Consider the following 17,427-nt stretch of genomic DNA (forward strand, 5'->3'; position numbering starts at 1 on the left):
GCCTGGGCTGGCCGACATGGAGTCGGCGTCAAAGGAGACGCATGATGCGTAGCAAGAAGCTGATCGCCGCCCTGGCCCTGAGCCTGCTCGCGGCCGCCACCGCCGCCTGGGCGGTCCCGCCGGTGTACGTGGGCGAACTGCACGAGTACTACCAGAACGGCCAGGTGGTCGGCTGGGCCCAGCGCGACTGCAAGGGCAGGCTGACCCAGGGAGGCAGCGTGACCGAAGAGGTCTACATCACCTACCTGGTCTGCGCCAACTGATGGGCCGCGGCGGGCGCTGCGCGCGCCCGCCGCTTCCAGCGCCATCGATCGCGCCGGCCGCCCGGCTCAGAACTCCAGATCCAGCGCCGCGCACAGGTAGTCGGTGAACGGCGCGAGCCCGGCCAGGTCTTTTTGCAGCGTCGACAGCAGCCGCGGGCCGGTCATGGTCGCGTGCTCGAGATTGCGGTAAGCGACGAAGTTCTTGCGCTTGAGATCGTCGGCGAATTCGAACTCCGGCGGGAAACCGCGCGGGGCGCGGGTCAGCATTTCGCTGTCGTCCAGGTCGAAGCGCTTGCGGAACTTGGCATCGTGCGCGGCGGCCTTCCAACTGCCGGGGTTGTCGAAGACGAAGTGGCGGATCTTGCGCAAGGTTTCCGGCGCCGGGTGCCACACGCCGGAGGCGACGAAGCACTCGTCCAGGCCCAGGTGGATGTAGAACGACGGCGCCTCGACCTGGCGCCCGCGCTCGTGGAACAGGCGCGCGCCCTGCCAGCTCTTGTACGGCGCCTTGTCGTTGGCGAAGCGGGTATCGCGCTGGATCCGGAACAGCGAGCCGCCGACGTTCTTGGGCTCGCTGCGGTAATGCTCGCTGACCTCGGCCAGGGCCGGTTGCAGGTCGCCGAGCAGGCGCAGGAACGGGCCGCGCACATGCTCGTCGTAGGCGGCCTTGTGGGCGTGGAACCACTCGCGATTGTTGTTGCGCGCCAGCGAGCGCAGGAACTTGAAGCTGGCTTCGGAAAAGTAGGTAGCCATGGCCGAAGAGTAGCGCAAGCGCCGCGGCGCGGTCGGCGCCGGGACGCTCGCGGCGGACGAAAGCGCAAGTCGGGCAAACGGCGCGCGGTCGATGACTCGTTCAGATAGCCGGCCGCAAGCCGCCAGCCGCCAGCCGTTGCAGGCTGCGAGCCGTTGTAGGAGCGACGCGAGTCGCGACCGCGGGGCTTCCAGCTTGCCTCGCAAGTGAGATGACGCGGTCGCGGCTCGCGCCGCTCCTACAGGGAGCCCAGCGAGTTGCGTCGGAGCATGAGTCGACGGCCCGCGAAGCTGGCCGCAAGCCGCTGTAGGAGCGACGCGAGTCGCGACCGCGGGGTTGCAGCTTGCCTCGCAAGCGCGGTAGCGCGGTCGCGATTTGCGCCGCTCCTACAGGAAGCCCAGTGAGTTGCGCCGGAGCTTGAGTCGACGGTCCGCGAAGCTGGCCGCAAGCCGCTGTAGGAGCGACGCGAGTCGCGACCGCGGGGTAGCAGGTTGCGTCGTATGCGCCGTGTCGCGGTCGCGGCTCGCGCCGCTCCTACAGGTAGGCCAGCGAGTTGCGTCGGAGCTTGGGTCGACGGCCTGCCACGCGGGTCGTCAGCCGTGCAGAAGCGCAGCGCCGCTCAAAAGCGCGTCGTCAGCTCGGTCAGCCACTGCGGCGTCAGCCCGAGCAGCCACGCTTCGAGCACTTTGTCGAGGCTGCTGAGCACCAGCGCGCCGATCAGCAGCAGGCTCGCGCCCATCAACCTCCGGCCCCAGCGCCCGGCTTGCAGCAGCCGCTCCTGATGGCGCTGCAACAGCGCGCGCGAGGCCGCGCCGACTGCGATCAGGGGCAGCACGGCGGCTGCGCTGAACACCGCCATCACCGTCGCCGCCGGGCCCGCGCCGCCGCCTTGCGCGGCCAGGGCGATGGCCGCGCCGAGGGTGGGGCCGACGCAGGGGCTCCAGGCCGCGCCCATCAGCGCGCCGACGCCGAGCTGCGCCAGCGGGCCGTCGCCGCGGATGCGCTGCAAGGCCTGCCCGCCGGCCTGGCCGAGGCCCGCGGTCAGCCGCTCCATGCCGCGCTGCAGCGCCGGCACCAGCAGGACCAGGCCGATCGCCAGCATCAGCGCGCCGGCGAGCTGGCGCAGGCGGTATTCGTCCAGGCCCAGCCACTGGCCGCTGCTGCTGAGGGCGACGCCGATGACGGTGAACGAGGCGGCCATGCCCAGCGCCAGCGCGAACAGGCTCCAGCGGCTGCGGCCGCTGGCCGAGGCGGCGACCATCGGCAACACCGGCAGCACGCACGGCGAGAGCGTGGTGAGCAGCCCGGCCAGCGCGGCCAAGCCCAAGGTGGTGGCGTTCGGGTCCATCAGTCGGCGGCCCGGCCGAGCTGGCCGCGCAGGAACAGGCGCAGCCGCGATTCGTTGGTTTCGGCCACCGACAGGCCGACGCGCTTGCCGCCGCGGTACAACAGCAATGTGCTCTGGCGCGGTGCGCCCAGCGCGCGCGCCTGTTCGCGCTGGCCGTCCCAGTCCAGGCGCAACGCGGCGATGCCGGCGAATTCGGGTTCCTTGAGCAGCTTTTCCAGCACCGGTTCCTGCGCGCGGCAGGTCGGGCACCACGGCGCGTACACGTCGACCAGCACGGTCTTGCCCTGTGCCTGCAGCGCTTGCGACTGCTGCGGCGAATACGCGGGCAGCGCTTGCGCGGCGAACGCGGGCGCGACGCTGGCGAGGGACAACAGCAAGGCGAGTGCGGCGGACGCGGCTGTTGCGCGGCGGATATCGAACGAGCGGATCTTCATCGGGGGCGCCTCCTTCGGCGTTGTGGCGGGACGCCGCGCGCGGCCGATGGCCGCTGCGTGCGTGCACACAACCAGAGAGGGAAGGGCGGGCGATGGAGTCGCGGCGGCGCGCCGCGAGTCAGCTTTCAGTCAGCGTCGCGGCCGGGCGCGCGCGGTGCAGGCACGCGCGCGATGTGGTGCGAAGACGAGGCGAATCTCAGCCGTGCAGCTCGCGCCACAGGCCGCGGCCCCAGTCTTCCAGCCGGTCCAGCAGCGCCTGCTTGGCGCCGTCCTCGCCGGCGGCTGCGCGCACTTGCCGCAGTTCCTCGGCGAAGCGCGCGAAGCTGTATTCGGACAGGCCGGATTCGCCGTCCAGGCGCTGGCGGCGGTAGTCGTCCCAGCGCTCGCGCTCGGCCGCGCTCAGAGTCTGCGGCCAGTTGCGCGCGCGGTAGCGGAACAGCAGTTCGGGCAGGCGCGCGTCGCGGAATTCGAACGCCGCCCGCGCCAGCTCCTCCGGCGCAGTGGCGCGCACGCCGCGGAACAGGCGCTTGTCGCCGTCGCCGATGAAGGCGTCGTAGAGCGAGGCGTCCGCGTCCGACGGCGCGCGCGCGGCGTCGCCGGCGTAGACCCGGCGCACCTTCTCGACCAAGTCCGGGCCGGCTTCGCGCAGTTGCGCGGCGCGGTACTCGGCGCGCACCGGGTCGATGCTCAGGCGTTCGAAATCGTCCGGGCGCAGATGATTCCAGGCGGTCAGCGCGGGGCAACGGTTGAGGTGCACTTCCTTCAGCGCGACGCGTTCCTCGCCCTCGGGCAGGTCGGCGGTCGGCGTGTACAGACGGTCGGCGATCTCCTCCGGGTTCAGGCTCAGCAGCGCCTGCGGATCCTGTTCCAGGTCGAACACGACGATGCGGCTGTCGATGCGCGGATGCCGCGCCAGCGGAATTACCGGCGCCGCGCACAGGCGCGAGGCCGGGTAGCGCGAGGACACATGCAGCGCCGGCTGCATCGCGATCGGGTCGAGCAGGCTCGCGGCGAAGCGCTTGTCGCGCAGGCGCAAGGCGTACTCCCATAGCCGCGGCTGCGCGTGCTTGAGCTTGCGCGCGATGCCGATCAGCGCGCGCACGTCCGACAGCGCCTCGTGCGCATCGCCGACGCGCACCTCGTTGGCGGTGGCCAGGTGTTCGAGCTTGAACGAGGTGAAGCCGTCTTCGCGCTGCGGCCATTCCAGCCCGTCGGGGCGCAGCGCGCGCGCCAGGCGCAGCACGTCGAGCAGGTCCCAGCGCGAGTTGCCGTTGCGCCATTCGCGCTCGTAGGCGTCGTAGAAATTGCGGAACAGGCCGTAGCGGACGAACTCGTCGTCGAAACGCAGCGAGTTGTAACCGGCGGTGCAGGTCTCCGGCCGGGCCATTTCCTCGAAGATCAGGGCGAAGATCTCGGCCTCGTTGACGCCGTCGCGCAGCGCGTCCTGCGGGGCGATGCCGGTGATCGAGGTCGCGATCGGCGAAGGCAGCAGGTCGTCGGCGGGTTTGACGAAGACGCTGATCGGCGCCTCGACCTCGTTGAGCTCGGCGTCGGTGCGCATCGCCGCGAACTGGGCGATGCGGCTGGTGCGCGGATCGGCGCCGAAGGTCTCCAGGTCGTAGAACAGGAAGCTGGCCGGCATGTCAGGCGTCCGCCGGCAGCGGGCCCAGGCGCTCGCGCACCACGGCGTCGACCGCGTCCCAGTCCAGGCTGTCGAGCGAATCGTGGCCGCGGGTCAGCTCGACCAGCAGCTCGCGCTGGCGCTGGCCGCGCTCGAACGCGACCTCGTAGGGCATGCGGTGGAAGGTCACCATCGCGTAGCGCGGCATGAAGCGCTCGGGATGGCGCTGGGCCAGCTCGCGCTCCAGCGCGCGCTGCAGCAGGTAATCGTCGTCGTCGACGCGGTCGCGCATTTCCAGGTAGTTCTCCAGCGCCATCGCCTGGATCGCGCGCGCGCTGGGCAGGCGCTGGCGCTGGAACGCGGCGAACGCCTGCGCGCGGTCGCCGCCGGCGAGCAGGCGCTCGGCCAGGGCCACGCAGTCCTCGAACGCGCAGTTCATGCCCTGGCCGTGGAACGGCACCATCGCGTGCGCGGCGTCGCCGAGCAGCACGGCGCGGTCGTCCAGGTGCCAGCGCTCCAGGTACAGCGTCGCCAGCAAGCCGGCGGGATTGCGCTCGAAGTCGCGCTCCAGCTCGGGGATCAGCGCCAGCGCATCGGCGAAATCGCGCTGGAACAACGCGCGCGCCTCGGCGCCGTCGCGCACGGTCTCGAAGCTGGGATCGCCCTGGTTGGGCAGGAACAAGGTGACGGTGAAGGTGCGCTCGTCGTTGGGCAGGGCGATGCACATATAGCGCCCGCGCGGCCAGATGTGCAGGGCGTTGGGCTCGATGCTGAAGCCGCCGTCGGGCGCGGGCGGGATTTCCAGTTCCTTGTAGGAGTGGCCGAGGAATTCGGTGCGCTCGCCCAGGTCGGTGACCTGGCCCATCGCTGCGCGCAGCGCCGAGCCGGCGCCGTCGGCGCCGACCAGGCTGTCGAACGCGACCTCGTGCTCGCTGCCGTCGCGGTCGTCGTGGAAACGGGCGATGCGCGCGTCGAAATCCACGCCGGACAGGCCGCGATGGAAATGCAGGTGGGCGCCGGCTTCCTGCGCGATCTGCAGCAGGATCAGGTTGAGCTCGCCGCGGTGCACCGACCAGATCACCTCGCTGTCGTCGCGGCCGTAGCGTTGCAGGTCGGTGCGGCCATCGAGGAAGTGGACCATGCGCCCGCGCATCATCACCGCCTGCGCCATCACCGCCTGGTCGGCGCCGGCCAGGCGCAGCGCGTGGCGGCCGCGCTCGGCCAGGGCGAGATTGATCGAACGCCCGCCCTGGTAGCCCTTCAGGCGCGGATCGCCGCGCTTCTCGTACACGTCCACCTGCCAGCCGGCGCGGGCGAGCAGGGTGGCGAGCAGGGCGCCGGCGAGGCCGGCGCCGATGAGGGTGATGTGTTGCGGGGCGGTGGCGTTCAAATCGTATGTCCTGCGGTTTGCCGCGAAAAACCTGGAGAGCCGAAAGCCCCCAAGCCGTCATTCCCGCGAACGCGGGAATCTAGAGACTTCAGCCGGTACTGACGATGTCTTGCCATAAATCCCGCCAGTCCGGATTGGTTTGCTCGATCAAATCGATCTTCCACTCGCGTTTCCACTTCTTCAGGCGTTTCTCGTGAGCGATAGCGCTTTCCATGGTTTCGTGGAGCTCGTACCACACCAACCTGGTTACGTCGTACCGCTCGGTGAATCCTTCGTTCAGGTGTTCGCGATGTTGCCATATGCGTTGGATCAGGTTCGAGCTCACGCCGATGTACAGGGTGCCGCGTTTTGCGCTGGCAAGCAGGTACACAGCGGGAGATCGGGTCACTACGGCCTCTCTCTGGATTCCCGCCTTCGCGGGAATGACGGTAGGAGAGGATCGCGGAGGCTCATCCGCGCTCGCAAGTCTCAGCCGTCGCGCCAGGCCTCCACGGCCGCGACGAACCGCACGATATCGCCATGCGTGTTGTACAGCGGCGCCGGCGAAATCCGGATCACGTCCGGCTCGCGCCAGTCGCCGAGCACGCCGCGGCGGGCCAGGTCGTCGAACAAGTCGCGGCCGGCGGCGCGGCCGTTGAGGCCGCGGCCGCCGATCACCCGCAGCGACAACTGGCAGCCGCGCTGGGCCGGGTCGATGGGGGTGAGGATGTCCAGTGTTTCGCCCAGGCGCGCGCGGATCAGCGATTCCAGGTAACCGGTCAGGCGCAGCGATTTCTCGCGCAGCGCGCGCATGCCGACCCGGTCGAACAAGTCGAGCGAGGCGCGCAGCGGCGCCAGCCCGAGGATCGGCGGGTTGCTGAGCTGCCAGCCCTCGGCGCCCGGCGTCGGCACGAACTCGGGGCCCATGCGGAAGCGGGTCGTCGATTCGTGGCCCCACCAGCCGGCGAAGCGCGGGCGATCGCTGCGCGCGTGGCGTTCGTGGACGAAGCAGCCGGCGACCGCGCCGGGGCCGGCGTTGAGGTATTTGTAGTGGCACCACACCGCGAAGTCGGCGCCGCTATCGTGCAGATTGAGCTCCAGGTTGCCGGCGCCGTGGGCGAGGTCGAAGCCGCACAGCGCGCCCTGCGCGTGGGCGAGCGCGGCGATGCGCGCGAGGTCGAAGGCCTGGCCGGTGCGGTACTGCACGCCCGGCCACAGCACCAGCGCCAGGCGCGGGCCGTGTTCGGCGATGGCGCGTTCGATGCTTTCCATCGAGAACAGGCCGCCGGGGCCGTCGGGCTGCAGTTCGATCAGGTCCACGTCCGGATCGAAGCCGTGGAAGCCGACTTGCGAAGCCAGCGCGTAGCGATCGGACGGGAACGCGCCGGCCTCCATCAGGATCGCCGGACGCTCGCGCGTGGGCCGGTAGAAGCTGACCAGCATGAAGTGCAGGTTGGCGGTCAGCGAATTCATCGCCACCACTTCGCTAGGCAACGCGCCGACCAGACGCGCCAGCGGCTCGCGCACCAGCTCGTGGTAAGGCATCCACTGCGCCTGCCCGGTGAAATGGCCTTCCACCGCTTCCATCGCCCACTTGTCCATGACTTCGTCGACGTGCGCGCGCGCGCCGCGCGGCTGCAGGCCGAGCGAGTTGCCGACGAAATAGGCTTGCTCATGATCGCCGTGGCGCGGAATCAGGAACTCGCCGCGCAGCGTGGGCAGCGGATCGGCCGCATCGAGCGCGGCGGCGTGGGCGGGGGTATGCGGTTCGGTCATGGCGTTCCGGCGAAAGACGAGGCGATGGATGAAAGACAGGCGGGCGAGCCGGACATCGCGGATTCAATCCTGCGAGGCAGTCGATGGGTCGAGCGATTCGTCGGACGCGAACCGATAACGTCGGTGCAGCGCCTCGATCCAATCCGAACACAGGCTCAGCGCCTGATTCTCGTAGATCAATGCGGCATCGTCGGCGAGGTACGCGGCCAGTTCGGCGTGGCCGCTGGCCTGCATCGCCGCGACGAACACCGCCTGCCGCAGTTGCGCGGACTCGGCCTGCGCACGCTGGACCCGCTGCGCATCCAGGCGCTGCTTGTGGCTTTGCAGCGCGGCATCGGCGCGGATCCACTGGCCGTCGAAGGGCTCGCGGTCGCGCTGGTCGAGGTAGTCGTCGATGGCCTTGCCGCCGTCGTCGGCGATACGCTCGGCCCAGTCGCGCAGGCTGGCGAGCAGGTCCTGCGGATCCAGCGGCGGCGGCGCGTGCAGCGTGGCCGGGCTCATGCGCGCGCGCTCATGCGAAGCGCGACAGCGGCAGGCCCAGCCATTCCAGCGCGGTGCCGTGGTACAGCCGCGCCTGCTCGGCCTCGGGCAGCTCCAGCGAGGCGATGCCGGCGCCGGGCGTCTGCTCGCCGAGCGGGAACGGATAGTCGGTGCCCAGCATCACCCGCGACACGCCGCAGGTGTCGAGCAGATAGCGCAGCGCGCGCGGATCGGCGACCCACGAATCGAAATACAGGCGCGAGAGGTAATCGCGCGGATTGCGCGGGTTGTCGGTGGCGACCAGGTCCGGACGCATGTTGAAGCCGTGCTCGATCCGGCCGATGGTGTAGGGGAAGCTGCCGCCGCCGTGGGCCATGCAGATCTTCAGCTTCGGCAAGCGCTCCAGCACGCCGCCGAACACCAGGCAGCAGGCCGCGCGCGATTGCTCGGCGGGCATGCCGACCAGCCACGGCAGCCAGTACTTGGGCATGCTCGGGGTTCCCATCATGTCCCAGGGATGCACCAGGATCGCCGCGCCGAGTTCGCTGGCGGCCTGGAAGAACTCGAACAGCTCCGGCGCGTCGAGGTTCCACTCGCCGATGTGGCTGCCGATCTGCACGCCCTGCAGGCCGAGCTGGTCCATGCAGCGCTCCAGCTCCTGCACCGCCAGCCGCGGCGACTGCAGCGGCACCGTGCCGATGCCGGCGTAATGGCGCGGGTAGTCGCGGCAGGTCTGGGCCATGTGGTCGTTGAGCGCCTGATGCAGCTCCAGCGCCTGATTGGCGCGGGCCCAATAGCTGAACATCACCGGCACGGTGCTGATGACCTGCACCTGCACGCCGAAGCGCGCGTAGTCGTCGATGCGTTCCTGCGGATCCCAGGTCTTGGACCAAATCTCGCGGAAGAACTTGCCGTCCTTATAAATGCGATGGCGGCCGTCGTCGGTGTGGTGGATCACCGGAAAACGGTCGTCGCCGAACTTGCGCGCCAGGTCGGGCCAGTCGCGCGGCAGGTAATGGGCGTGGGTGTCGATCTTGAGCATCGCCGCCTCAGGTGTCGGGCATCGCGTAGCGCGCCGGGGCCGGGTTCAGATGGCCGCACTGGGTGCAGCTGCGGTGTTCGCGCGAGGCGTAGAAGCGGTCGAACACCGGCGGGAAGTCGGTTTCGATGTTGCGCAGCTTGAAGAATTCCTCGTACAGCTTGTGGTTGCAGCGCTCGCAGAACCACATCAGGCCGTCGTTCTCGTGCTCCAGGCGCTTGCGCTCGATCACCAGGCCGACCGAGTCGGGCATGCGCTGCGGCGAGTGCGGCACGCGCGCGGGCAGCAGGAAGATCTCGCCGGCGCGGATCGGGATGTCGCGCACCGCGCCGTCTTCTTGAATGCGCAGCACCATCTCGCCCTCGAGCTGGTAGAACCACTCCGGGCCTTCGTCCCAGTGGTAGTCGGTGCGCTGGTTCGGCCCGCCGACGACCATGACGATGAAATCGCCGACGTAGATGGTTTTGTTGCCGACCGGCGGCTTGAGCAGGTGGCGGTGCTCGTCGATCCAGGCGTGCAGGTTCAGCGGTGCGGGCAGCATGGCCTTACTCCGTGGCTTCGCCGCGCAGCCGCGCGACGCATTTGAGTTCGATCGCGATCGGCGTCGGCAGCGCGACGATGCCCAGGGTGGTCCGGCACGGGGCGCGCTCGATGTCGGGGAAATACTCGGCCCACAGCGCGTTGTAGGCGGGAAAGTCGCGGGCCATGTCGGTCAGGTAGACGGTGACGTCGATCAGGTCGTCCCAGCCCGCGCCGCTGGCTTGCAGCACCGCGCGCACGTTGGCGAATACCGAGCGGGTCTGCAGTTCGATGTCGTAGGCGATCAGGCGGCCGTCGGCGTCGTGGACGTTGCCGGGCACCGCGTTGCTGGCGGCGTCGCGCGGGCCGACCCCGGACAGGAACAGCAAGTCGCCGACCCGGCGCGCGTGCGGATACAGCCCGACCGGCCTGGGCGCGTTGCCGGTGCGGATCGCCTCGCTCATCGCGGCGAACCGCCGTGGGTGGCGTGCACGCGCGCGATCGCGCGCTCGTAGGCCGGCTGCAGGGTCTGCGCCGAGTGCACGTTCATGCCGGTGTCGTGGACGCGGCCGTTGCGCAGGCTGTAGACCCAGCCGTGCACGCTCAGCGGCTGATTGCGGGTCCAGGCGTCGCGCACGATCGTGGTCATGCACACGTTCTGCACCTGCTCGATCGCGTTGAGCTCGCACAGGCGGTCGTGGCGTTCGCTCTCGTCGGCGTGGGCCATGCAGGTCGCGTGCTTGTCGGCGACGTCGCTGACGTGGCGCAGCCAGTTGTCGGCCAGGCCGACGCGGGTGCCGTGCAGGGCCGCGTGCACGCCGCCGCAGCCGTAGTGGCCGACCACGATGATGTGCTTGACCTTGAGCACGTCGACCGCGTACTGGATCACCGACAGGCAGTTGAGGTCGGTATGCACCACCACGTTGGCGATGTTGCGGTGGACGAACACCTCGCCCGGGGCCATGTCGATGATCTGGTTGGCCGGCACGCGCGAGTCGGAGCAGCCGATCCACAGGTATTCGGGCGCCTGCTGCTTGGACAGGCGGGCGAAGAAGTCCGGGTCTTCGGCGTTGATGCGCTCGGACCACTCGCGATTGCGTTCGAGCAGATCGTCCAGCGGGTTCATGCGCGATCCTCCGCAGCGACGGCGAAAGCGGCGGGCGAGGGGCGGTGCGAAGTCATGCAGATCATCCGAGATGGAGGCCGACGTTCTTGGCCTCGGTGAAGAAACGCAGGGCCTCGACGCCGCCTTCGCGGCCGAGGCCCGACGCGCCGGCGCCGCCGAACGGCGTGCGCAGGTCGCGTTGCAGCCAGGTGTTGATCCAGACCATGCCGACGTTGAGGCGCGCGGCCAGGCGATGGGCGCGGGCGAGGTCGCGCGTCCACAGGCTGGCGCACAGGCCGTAGTCGCTGGCGTTGGCCAGGGCCAGGGCGTGGGTGTCGTCGTCGAACGGTTGCAAGGTGGCGACGGGGCCGAAGATTTCCTCGCGATTGCTCGCGGTTTCCGGCCCCAGGCCTTCGATCAGGGTCGGCGCGACGTACCAGCCGGGCCGTTCCAGCGCGGCGCCGCCGCACAGCACCCGGCCGCCTTCGGCGCGGGCGCCCTCCAGCGCGGCGGTGACCTTGTCGAAGTGCGCCTGCGACACCAGCGGGCCGAGCGCGGTGGTTTCCTCGCCGGGCTCGCCGACGCGCAGCGCCTGCGCGCGTTCGACCAAAGCGTCGCGCACCTCGGCGTAGATCGAGCGCTCGATCAGGATGCGCGAGCCGCACAGGCAGATCTGCCCGGAATTCTGGAACGCCGAACGCACCAGCACGTCGAGGTTCGCGCGCCAGTCGCTGTCGGCGAAGATCAGGGTCGGGTTCTTGCCGCCCAGTTCCAGCGAGACCTTGCGCAGCAGCGGCGCGCAGGCCGCGGCGATGCCGCGCCCGACTGCGGTGCTGCCGGTGAACGAGACCGCGCGGATCGCCGGGTGCGCGACCAGCGGTGCGCCGACTTCGGCCCCCAGGCCGTGGACGATATTGAGCACACCCGGCGGAAAGCCAATTTCGGCGCAGAGCTCGCCCAACATGCTCGCTGTAGCCGGAGTCACCTCCGAGGGTTTCGCCACCACGGTGTTGCCGGCCGCCAGCGCCGGCGCGATCTTCCAGGTGAACAGGTACAGCGGCAGGTTCCACGGCGAAATCGCCGCGACCGGGCCCAGCGGCTGGCGCAGGGTGTAGTTGAGCCCGGCCTGGCCGTGGTGGGATTCGCTGGCGAACTGGGTCGCGGCCTGGGCGTAGAAGCGCAGGTTCGACACCGCGCGCGGGATTTCGGCCTCGCGCGCCAGCCGGATCGGCTTGCCGCCGTCGCGCGATTCGGTGCGGGCGAACTCGTCGTTGCGCGCTTCCAGCGCCGCGGCCAGGCGCTCCAGCCACTGCGCTCGCTCGCTGTGCGCCAGCGCCGACCAGGCCGGGAACGCGGCCTGCGCCGCCGCGACCGCCGCCTCGACCTCGGCTGCGCCGCCGGCGGCCACCTGCGCATACGCTTGCGCATTGGCGGGATCGAACACCTCGAGCCAGCGGCCGTCGGCCGCATCGCGCGGCGCCCCGTCGATCCAGTGCCGGAATCTGTGCATGGCGCAAGCTTAACGTGTGGGCCCGGCGGCGCCCATAGCAAGGCCGGGCGGGGTTGGGCCGGGTTTCGCAGAACCGGTGGGGAGTCTGGGAAGTGGAGTCGGATCGGAGCGGAAAGCGTCGGGACTGAAGTCCCTCCCACAAGAGCGCTCTGCCGGCACTTAGTGCGCGAGAGACCTCTTGTGGGAGGGACTTCAGTCCCGACGCCTTCCGCTCCGCAGCGACACCGCCTCGCCCCACCGAGTTTGCCGAGTCTGCCCACGCCGTTTGCGTCTAGGTCATTAGTCATGCGCGCAGCCCAGAACCCGCGAAATCGCCTGCACGTTCGGCGAAATCCGGAGAAAACCGCGCGCCGCCGCGCGCCGGGACGGGCTTTGCGCACTTGACGCATTACTTCGACGCTGCGCACATTCCGGCGGGGTTCATTCACTCATGCCTCGGCGCACGGCGGCGCGCATGCCCGGGGCCATTCAGGGCGGGACGATCACGTGGACAGACGCAATTTCCTCAGCATGTCGGGGCTGGGCATCGCCGGGCTCATGATTCCCTTCGGCAATGTCATCGCCGCCGAAGATCTGTTGGCGCCGCTGGATGTGGCCAAGAAGAAGGCCTGGGCCGATGCGGCCCTGACCGCCGCGCGCGCCGCGGGCGCGAGCTATTGCGATGTGCGCATCGGCCGTTATCTGCGCCAGTTCGTGGTCACCCGCGAGAACAAGGTCCAGAACGTGGTCAACTCCGAATCCACCGGCATCGGCGTGCGCGTGCTGGTGGACGGGGCCTGGGGCTTCGCCGCGACCAACCAGCTCGGCACCGACGGCGCGGCCAAGGCCGCGCAGCAGGCCGCGGCGATCGCCCGCGCCAACGCCCGCATCATCACCGCCAAGGTGCAGCTGGCCAAGACGCCCGGCGTGGGCGAGGTCAGCTGGAAGACCCCGATCCGCAAGAACTCGATGGAAGTGCCGCTGAAGGACAAGGCCGAACTGCTGCTGGGCGTCAACGCCGCGGCCATCGGCGCCGGCGCCAGCTTCGTCAATTCGATGCTGTTCCTGGTCAACGAACAGAAGTATTTCGCCTCCACCGACGGCAGCTACATCGACCAGGACGTGCACCGGATCTGGGCGCCGATGACGGTCACCGCCATCGACAAGGCCAGCGGCAAGTTCCGCACCCGCCAGGGCCTGTCCTCGCCGCGCGGCCTGGGCTACGAATATCTCGACGGCGCCGCCAGCGGCAAGACCGTGCTGCCGTGCGGGGTGACCGTCTACGGCGATTCCTACGACATGCGCGAGGACGCGGTCGCCGCGGCCAAGCACGCGCAGCAAAAGCTCACCGCGACTTCGGTCAAGCCGGGCAAGTACGACCTGGTGCTCGATCCCTCGCACACCTGGCTCACCATCCACGAATCCATCGGCCACCCGCTCGAACTCGACCGCGTGCTCGGCTACGAGGCCAACTACGCCGGCACCAGCTTCGCCACCCTGGACAAGCGCGAGAACGGCTTCAAGTACGGCAGCGACCGGGTCAACGTGTTCGCCGACAAGACCCAGGTCGGCAGCCTCGGCGCGGTCGGCTACGACGACGAAGGCGTCAAGACCAAGCGCTGGGATCTGATCAAGAACGGCGTGCTGGTGGATTACCAGACCATCCGCGACCAGGCCCACATCCTCGGCAAGACCGAGTCCGACGGCTGCTGCTACGCCGATTCGTGGTCGAGCGTGCAGTTCCAGCGCATGGCCAACGTGTCGCTGGCGCCGGGCAAGGACAAGCTCAGCGTCGCCGACCTGGTCAAGGACGTGGAGAACGGCATCTACATCGTCGGCGACGGTTCGTTCTCGATCGACCAGCAGCGCTACAACGCCCAGTTCGGCGGCCAGGTGTTCTACGAGATCAAGAACGGCAAGGTCACCGGCATGCTCGAGGACGTGGCCTATCAGATCCGCACGCCGGAGTTCTGGAACTCTTGCGCGGCGATCTGCGACGACAAGGACTACCGCCTGGGCGGCTCGTTCTTCGACGGCAAGGGCCAGCCGGGGCAGGTCTCGGCGGTTTCGCACGGTTCCAGCACGGCGCGGTTCAACGGCGTCAACGTCATCAACACCGCCCGCAAGCTCGGCTGACCGGGGCAGGAGACTACTATGAGCATCTTCACCGAAGCCCAGTCCAAGGCGATTTTGGACAAGGTCGTGGCGCTGTCGAAGGCCGACGAGACCAGCGCGCGCCTGACCGGCGCGATCGAAGGCAACATCCGTTTCGCCCTCAACAACATCTCCACCAGTGGCGTGGTCAGCGACGTCAGCCTGTCGGTGCAGGTGTCGTTCGGCAAGCGCGTGGGCGTGGCCACCATCAACGAGTTCGACGACGCCGCGCTCGAGCGCGTGGTGCGCCGCGCCGAAGACCTGGCCCGGCTGGCCCCGGAAAACCCTGAGTTCATGCCGATCATCGACAAGCAGAGCTACAAGCCCAGCCCGACCTTCGCCGCCTCGACCGCGGCGATCGACCCGGAATTCCGGGCCAAGGTCGCCGCCGATTCGATCGGGCCGTGCCGCGAGGCCAAGCTGACCGCGGCCGGCTTCCTCGAAGACGGCCAGAGCTTCGTCGCCTTCGCCAACAGCAAGGGCAACTTCGGCTACCAGAGCGCGACCAGCTTCAACTACACCTGCACCGTGCGCACCGACGACGGCCGCGGTTCGGGCTGGGTCGGGCGCGACCTGACCGACGCCGACGCGTTCAAGGCCGAGTCCGACATCCGCATCGCCATGCGCAAGGCCACCGAATCGGCCGAGGCCAAGGCGCTGGAGCCGGGCAAGTACACGGTGATCCTGGAGCCGCACGCGGCCGCCGGGCTGATCTCGTTCATGATGAATTTCTTCGACGCGCGCCAGGCCGACGAAGGCCGCAGCTTCCTGTCCAAGAAGGGCGGCGGCAACAAGCTCGGCGAGCAGGTCTACGACCCGCGGGTGAACTTCGTCGCCGATCCGTGGGACCCGCGCGCGCCGGTGATGCCGTGGGACGTCGAGGGCCTGCCGCGCGAGAAGATGCCGATCGTCGAGAACGGCAAGGTGGTCGCGCTGAACTACTCGCGTTACTGGGCGCAAAAGCAGGGCAAGCGCGCGGTCGGCGCGCCGGGCAACCTGATCATGGCCGGCGGCGACAAGACCACCGCCGAGCTGGTCAAGAGCACCCAGAAGGGCATCCTGGTCACCCGCACCTGGTACATCCGCATGGTCGATCCGCAGACCGTGCTGCTGACTGGGCTGACCCGCGACGGCACCTTCTACATCGAGAACGGGCAGATCAAGCATCCGGTCAAGAACTTCCGCTTCAACGAGTCGCCGGTGATCATGCTCAACAACATCGAAGAGCTCGGCCGACCGGTGCGCGTGGCCGGCGACGAGTCGACCCTGGTGATGATGATCCCGCCGATGAAGCTGCGCGATTTCACCTTCACCTCCTTGTCCGACGCGGTCTGACCGCACCCCGGCGGCGGCGCCCGGCGACGGGCGCGCCGCCGCGACGCTTCGCTCCGAGGCATTACCCGCAAGAGGCCGCACCGCCGTGCAACGACGCGATTTCCTCAGCTCCGCCGGCCTCGGCCTGGCCGGGCTCATGCTTCCCTTCGGCCGCAGCGTCGCCGCCGAAGCCTTGCTGGAACCGGCCGACCCGGCGCTGCGCAAGCGCCTGGCCGACACCGCGCTGGGCGCCGCCCGCGACGGCGGCGCGCAGTATTGCGACGTGCGCGTGGGGCGTTACCTGCGCCAATCGGTGCTGACCCGCGAGGCGCAGGTGCGCAACATCGTCAACGCCGAGTCGGTCGGTGTCGGCGTGCGGGTGCTGCGCGACGGCGCCTGGGGCTTCGCCGCGACTTCGCAGATGACGCCCGACGCGGTCGCCGCAGCGACGAAGCAGGCCTTGGCCATCGCCAAGGCCAATGCGCGCGCGCAAACGCGCAAGGTCGAGCTGGCGCCGGTGCAGGGCGTGGGCGAAACGCGTTGGGCCACGCCGGTGCGCAAGAACGCGCTGGTGGTGCCGGTCAAGGACAAGGTCGACCTGCTGATGTCGGTCAACGCCGCCGCGCTCAAGAACGGCGCCGACTTCGTCCAGTCCAACCTGTTCGCGATCAACGAGCAGAAGTATTTCGCTTCCACCGACGGCAGCTACATCGACCAGGACATCCACCGCATCTGGCTGCCGCTGACCGCGACCGCGGTCGACAAGGCCAGCGGCAAGTTCCGCACCCGCGACGGGCTGTCGGCGCCGATGGGTATGGGCTTCGAATACCTCGACGCCGATCCGGCCGGCAAGTTCGCCCTGCCGGGCGGGCTGACCGGCTACGGCCGCAGCTACGACGTGATCGAAGACGCGATCGCCGCCGCGCGCCACGCCCGCGCCAAGCTCAAGGCGCCGTCGGTGAAGCCGGGCAAGTACGATCTGGTGATTGATCCGACCAACCTGTTCCTGACCATCCACGAAAACGTCGGCCATCCGCTCGAACTCGACCGCGTGCTCGGCTACGAAGCCAACTACGCCGGCACCAGCTTCGCCACGCTCGACAAGCGCGAGGCCGGCTTCAAGTACGGCAGCGAGCGGGTCAACTTCGTCGCCGACAAGACCCGGCCCGGCAGCCTCGGCGCGGTCGGCTTCGACGACGAGGGCGTGAAGACGCGCGAGTGGGATCTGGTCCGCGACGGCGTGCTGGTGGATTACCAGGCCACCCGCGACGAGGCGCATATCCTCGGCCATAAGGAATCGCACGGCTGCAGCTATGCCGATTCGTGGTCGAGCGTGCAGTTCCAGCGCATGCCCAACGTGTCGCTGCGGCCGGGCAAGGACAAACTCAGCGTCGCCGACATGATCAAGGGCGTGGAGCGCGGGCTGTACATCCACGGCCGCGGTTCGTATTCGATCGACCAGCAGCGCTACAACGCCCAGTTCGGCGGGCAGTTGTTCTTCGAGATCAAGAACGGGCAGGTCGCCGGCCTGATCGAGGACGCGGCCTACCAGATCCGCACGCCGGAGTTCTGGGCCTCGTGCTCGGCGATCTGCGACGAGCGCGATTTCCGCCTCGGCGGTTCGTTCTTCGACGGCAAGGGCCAGCCGAGCCAGGTCTCGGCGGTCTCGCACGGCGCGGCCACCGCGCGCTTCGACGGGGTCAACGTCATCAACACCGCGCGGGCGTTGTAGCCGGTGCGGGCGATGGCGGCCTCGGTCCGGCGA

17 protein-coding genes are annotated in these 17,427 nt (G+C 69.2%); 4 read left to right on the forward strand and 13 right to left on the reverse strand.

Features of this window, described 5'->3' with window-relative positions; translation table 11 throughout:
* Nucleotides 1–44: 44 nt before the first annotated feature.
* On the forward strand, nt 45–263 hold the full coding sequence (locus BLU84_RS17090) for a hypothetical protein (protein WP_139175065.1): 219 nt from the start codon (nt 45–47) through the stop codon (nt 261–263).
* A gap of 66 nt (nt 264–329) precedes the next feature.
* On the opposite strand, the gene BLU84_RS17095 is transcribed toward BLU84_RS17090, so the two are convergent.
* From BLU84_RS17095 to BLU84_RS17155, 13 genes are all read right to left on the reverse strand, one after another.
* Nucleotides 330–1,016, reverse strand: a complete 687-nt coding sequence (locus tag BLU84_RS17095; RefSeq protein WP_074870055.1) for a DUF2461 domain-containing protein — start codon at nt 1,014–1,016, stop codon at nt 330–332.
* 617 nt (nt 1,017–1,633) lie between these two features.
* The gene (locus BLU84_RS17100) at nt 1,634–2,362 is read right to left on the reverse strand and encodes a cytochrome c biogenesis CcdA family protein (protein ID WP_074870058.1); all 729 of its coding nucleotides are present in this window, start codon (nt 2,360–2,362) and stop codon (nt 1,634–1,636) included.
* Complete coding sequence (locus tag BLU84_RS17105; protein WP_074870062.1) at nt 2,362–2,796, reverse strand: thioredoxin family protein; 435 nt, start codon at nt 2,794–2,796, stop codon at nt 2,362–2,364. Before BLU84_RS17105 ends, BLU84_RS17100 begins: the two co-directional genes overlap by 1 nt.
* A 196-nt stretch (nt 2,797–2,992) precedes the next feature.
* On the reverse strand, nt 2,993–4,438 hold the full coding sequence (gene sbcB, locus BLU84_RS17110; RefSeq protein WP_074870064.1) for an exodeoxyribonuclease I: 1,446 nt from the start codon (nt 4,436–4,438) through the stop codon (nt 2,993–2,995).
* A 1-nt stretch (nt 4,439) separates the two neighbouring features.
* Nucleotides 4,440–5,807 carry an FAD-dependent oxidoreductase gene (locus BLU84_RS17115; protein WP_074870067.1) on the reverse strand — a complete coding sequence of 456 codons (1,368 nt, stop codon included), beginning with the start codon at nt 5,805–5,807 and terminating at the stop codon, nt 4,440–4,442.
* An 88-nt stretch (nt 5,808–5,895) separates the two neighbouring features.
* Entirely contained in the window at nt 5,896–6,177 is a 282-nt protein-coding gene (locus BLU84_RS17120; protein ID WP_233431171.1) for a GIY-YIG nuclease family protein, read from the reverse strand.
* Between the two features lie 98 nt (nt 6,178–6,275).
* Entirely contained in the window at nt 6,276–7,562 is a 1,287-nt protein-coding gene (gene kynU / locus BLU84_RS17125; RefSeq protein ID WP_074870073.1) for a kynureninase, read from the reverse strand.
* Between the two features lie 63 nt (nt 7,563–7,625).
* The gene (locus BLU84_RS17130; protein ID WP_074870076.1) at nt 7,626–8,063 is read right to left on the reverse strand and encodes a hypothetical protein; all 438 of its coding nucleotides are present in this window, start codon (nt 8,061–8,063) and stop codon (nt 7,626–7,628) included.
* 10 nt (nt 8,064–8,073) lie between these two features.
* Nucleotides 8,074–9,084 (reverse strand): amidohydrolase family protein, encoded by a 1,011-nt coding sequence (locus tag BLU84_RS17135; RefSeq protein WP_074870079.1) that lies wholly within the window; start codon nt 9,082–9,084, stop codon nt 8,074–8,076.
* A gap of 7 nt (nt 9,085–9,091) precedes the next feature.
* Complete coding sequence (locus tag BLU84_RS17140; RefSeq protein ID WP_074870082.1) at nt 9,092–9,622, reverse strand: 3-hydroxyanthranilate 3,4-dioxygenase; 531 nt, start codon at nt 9,620–9,622, stop codon at nt 9,092–9,094.
* A 4-nt stretch (nt 9,623–9,626) separates the two neighbouring features.
* Nucleotides 9,627–10,064: a RidA family protein gene (locus BLU84_RS17145; protein WP_074870085.1), complete on the reverse strand. Its 438-nt coding sequence runs from the start codon at nt 10,062–10,064 to the stop codon at nt 9,627–9,629.
* Nucleotides 10,061–10,726 carry a carbonate dehydratase gene (gene can, locus BLU84_RS17150; protein WP_074870089.1) on the reverse strand — a complete coding sequence of 222 codons (666 nt, stop codon included), beginning with the start codon at nt 10,724–10,726 and terminating at the stop codon, nt 10,061–10,063. The genes BLU84_RS17145 and can overlap by 4 nt, the downstream gene beginning before the upstream one ends.
* Before the next feature lie 61 nt (nt 10,727–10,787).
* On the reverse strand, nt 10,788–12,215 hold the full coding sequence (locus tag BLU84_RS17155; RefSeq protein WP_074870092.1) for an aldehyde dehydrogenase: 1,428 nt from the start codon (nt 12,213–12,215) through the stop codon (nt 10,788–10,790).
* 486 nt (nt 12,216–12,701) lie between these two features.
* Between BLU84_RS17155 and BLU84_RS17160 the strand changes: the two genes are divergently transcribed.
* From BLU84_RS17160 to BLU84_RS17170, 3 genes are all read left to right on the forward strand, one after another.
* Nucleotides 12,702–14,330, forward strand: a complete 1,629-nt coding sequence (locus BLU84_RS17160) for a TldD/PmbA family protein (RefSeq protein WP_074870095.1) — start codon at nt 12,702–12,704, stop codon at nt 14,328–14,330.
* A gap of 18 nt (nt 14,331–14,348) precedes the next feature.
* Nucleotides 14,349–15,683, forward strand: coding sequence for a TldD/PmbA family protein (locus BLU84_RS17165; RefSeq protein WP_074870099.1), 1,335 nt, complete (start codon nt 14,349–14,351; stop codon nt 15,681–15,683).
* Nucleotides 15,684–15,768: 85 nt separating this feature from the next.
* Nucleotides 15,769–17,394 (forward strand): TldD/PmbA family protein, encoded by a 1,626-nt coding sequence (locus tag BLU84_RS17170; protein WP_074870103.1) that lies wholly within the window; start codon nt 15,769–15,771, stop codon nt 17,392–17,394.
* The last annotated feature ends 33 nt before the right edge of the window (nt 17,395–17,427 follow it).

Source organism: Lysobacter enzymogenes, from assembly GCF_900106525.1.
GTDB classification, from domain to species: Bacteria; Pseudomonadota; Gammaproteobacteria; order Xanthomonadales; family Xanthomonadaceae; genus Lysobacter; species Lysobacter enzymogenes.

Coding starts and splice junctions, on each gene's coding strand:
- BLU84_RS17090 (WP_139175065.1), top strand. CDS start 45: ATGCGTAGCAAGAAGCTGATCGCCGCCCTGGCCCTGAGCCTGCTCGCG.
- BLU84_RS17100 (WP_074870058.1), bottom strand. CDS start 2,362: ATGGACCCGAACGCCACCACCTTGGGCTTGGCCGCGCTGGCCGGGCTG.
- kynU (WP_074870073.1), bottom strand. CDS start 7,562: ATGACCGAACCGCATACCCCCGCCCACGCCGCCGCGCTCGATGCGGCC.
- BLU84_RS17130 (WP_074870076.1), bottom strand. CDS start 8,063: ATGAGCCCGGCCACGCTGCACGCGCCGCCGCCGCTGGATCCGCAGGAC.
- BLU84_RS17095 (WP_074870055.1), bottom strand. CDS start 1,016: ATGGCTACCTACTTTTCCGAAGCCAGCTTCAAGTTCCTGCGCTCGCTG.
- can (WP_074870089.1), bottom strand. CDS start 10,726: ATGAACCCGCTGGACGATCTGCTCGAACGCAATCGCGAGTGGTCCGAG.
- BLU84_RS17140 (WP_074870082.1), bottom strand. CDS start 9,622: ATGCTGCCCGCACCGCTGAACCTGCACGCCTGGATCGACGAGCACCGC.
- BLU84_RS17145 (WP_074870085.1), bottom strand. CDS start 10,064: ATGAGCGAGGCGATCCGCACCGGCAACGCGCCCAGGCCGGTCGGGCTG.
- BLU84_RS17155 (WP_074870092.1), bottom strand. CDS start 12,215: ATGCACAGATTCCGGCACTGGATCGACGGGGCGCCGCGCGATGCGGCC.
- BLU84_RS17105 (WP_074870062.1), bottom strand. CDS start 2,796: ATGAAGATCCGCTCGTTCGATATCCGCCGCGCAACAGCCGCGTCCGCC.
- BLU84_RS17135 (WP_074870079.1), bottom strand. CDS start 9,084: ATGCTCAAGATCGACACCCACGCCCATTACCTGCCGCGCGACTGGCCC.
- BLU84_RS17165 (WP_074870099.1), top strand. CDS start 14,349: ATGAGCATCTTCACCGAAGCCCAGTCCAAGGCGATTTTGGACAAGGTC.
- sbcB (WP_074870064.1), bottom strand. CDS start 4,438: ATGCCGGCCAGCTTCCTGTTCTACGACCTGGAGACCTTCGGCGCCGAT.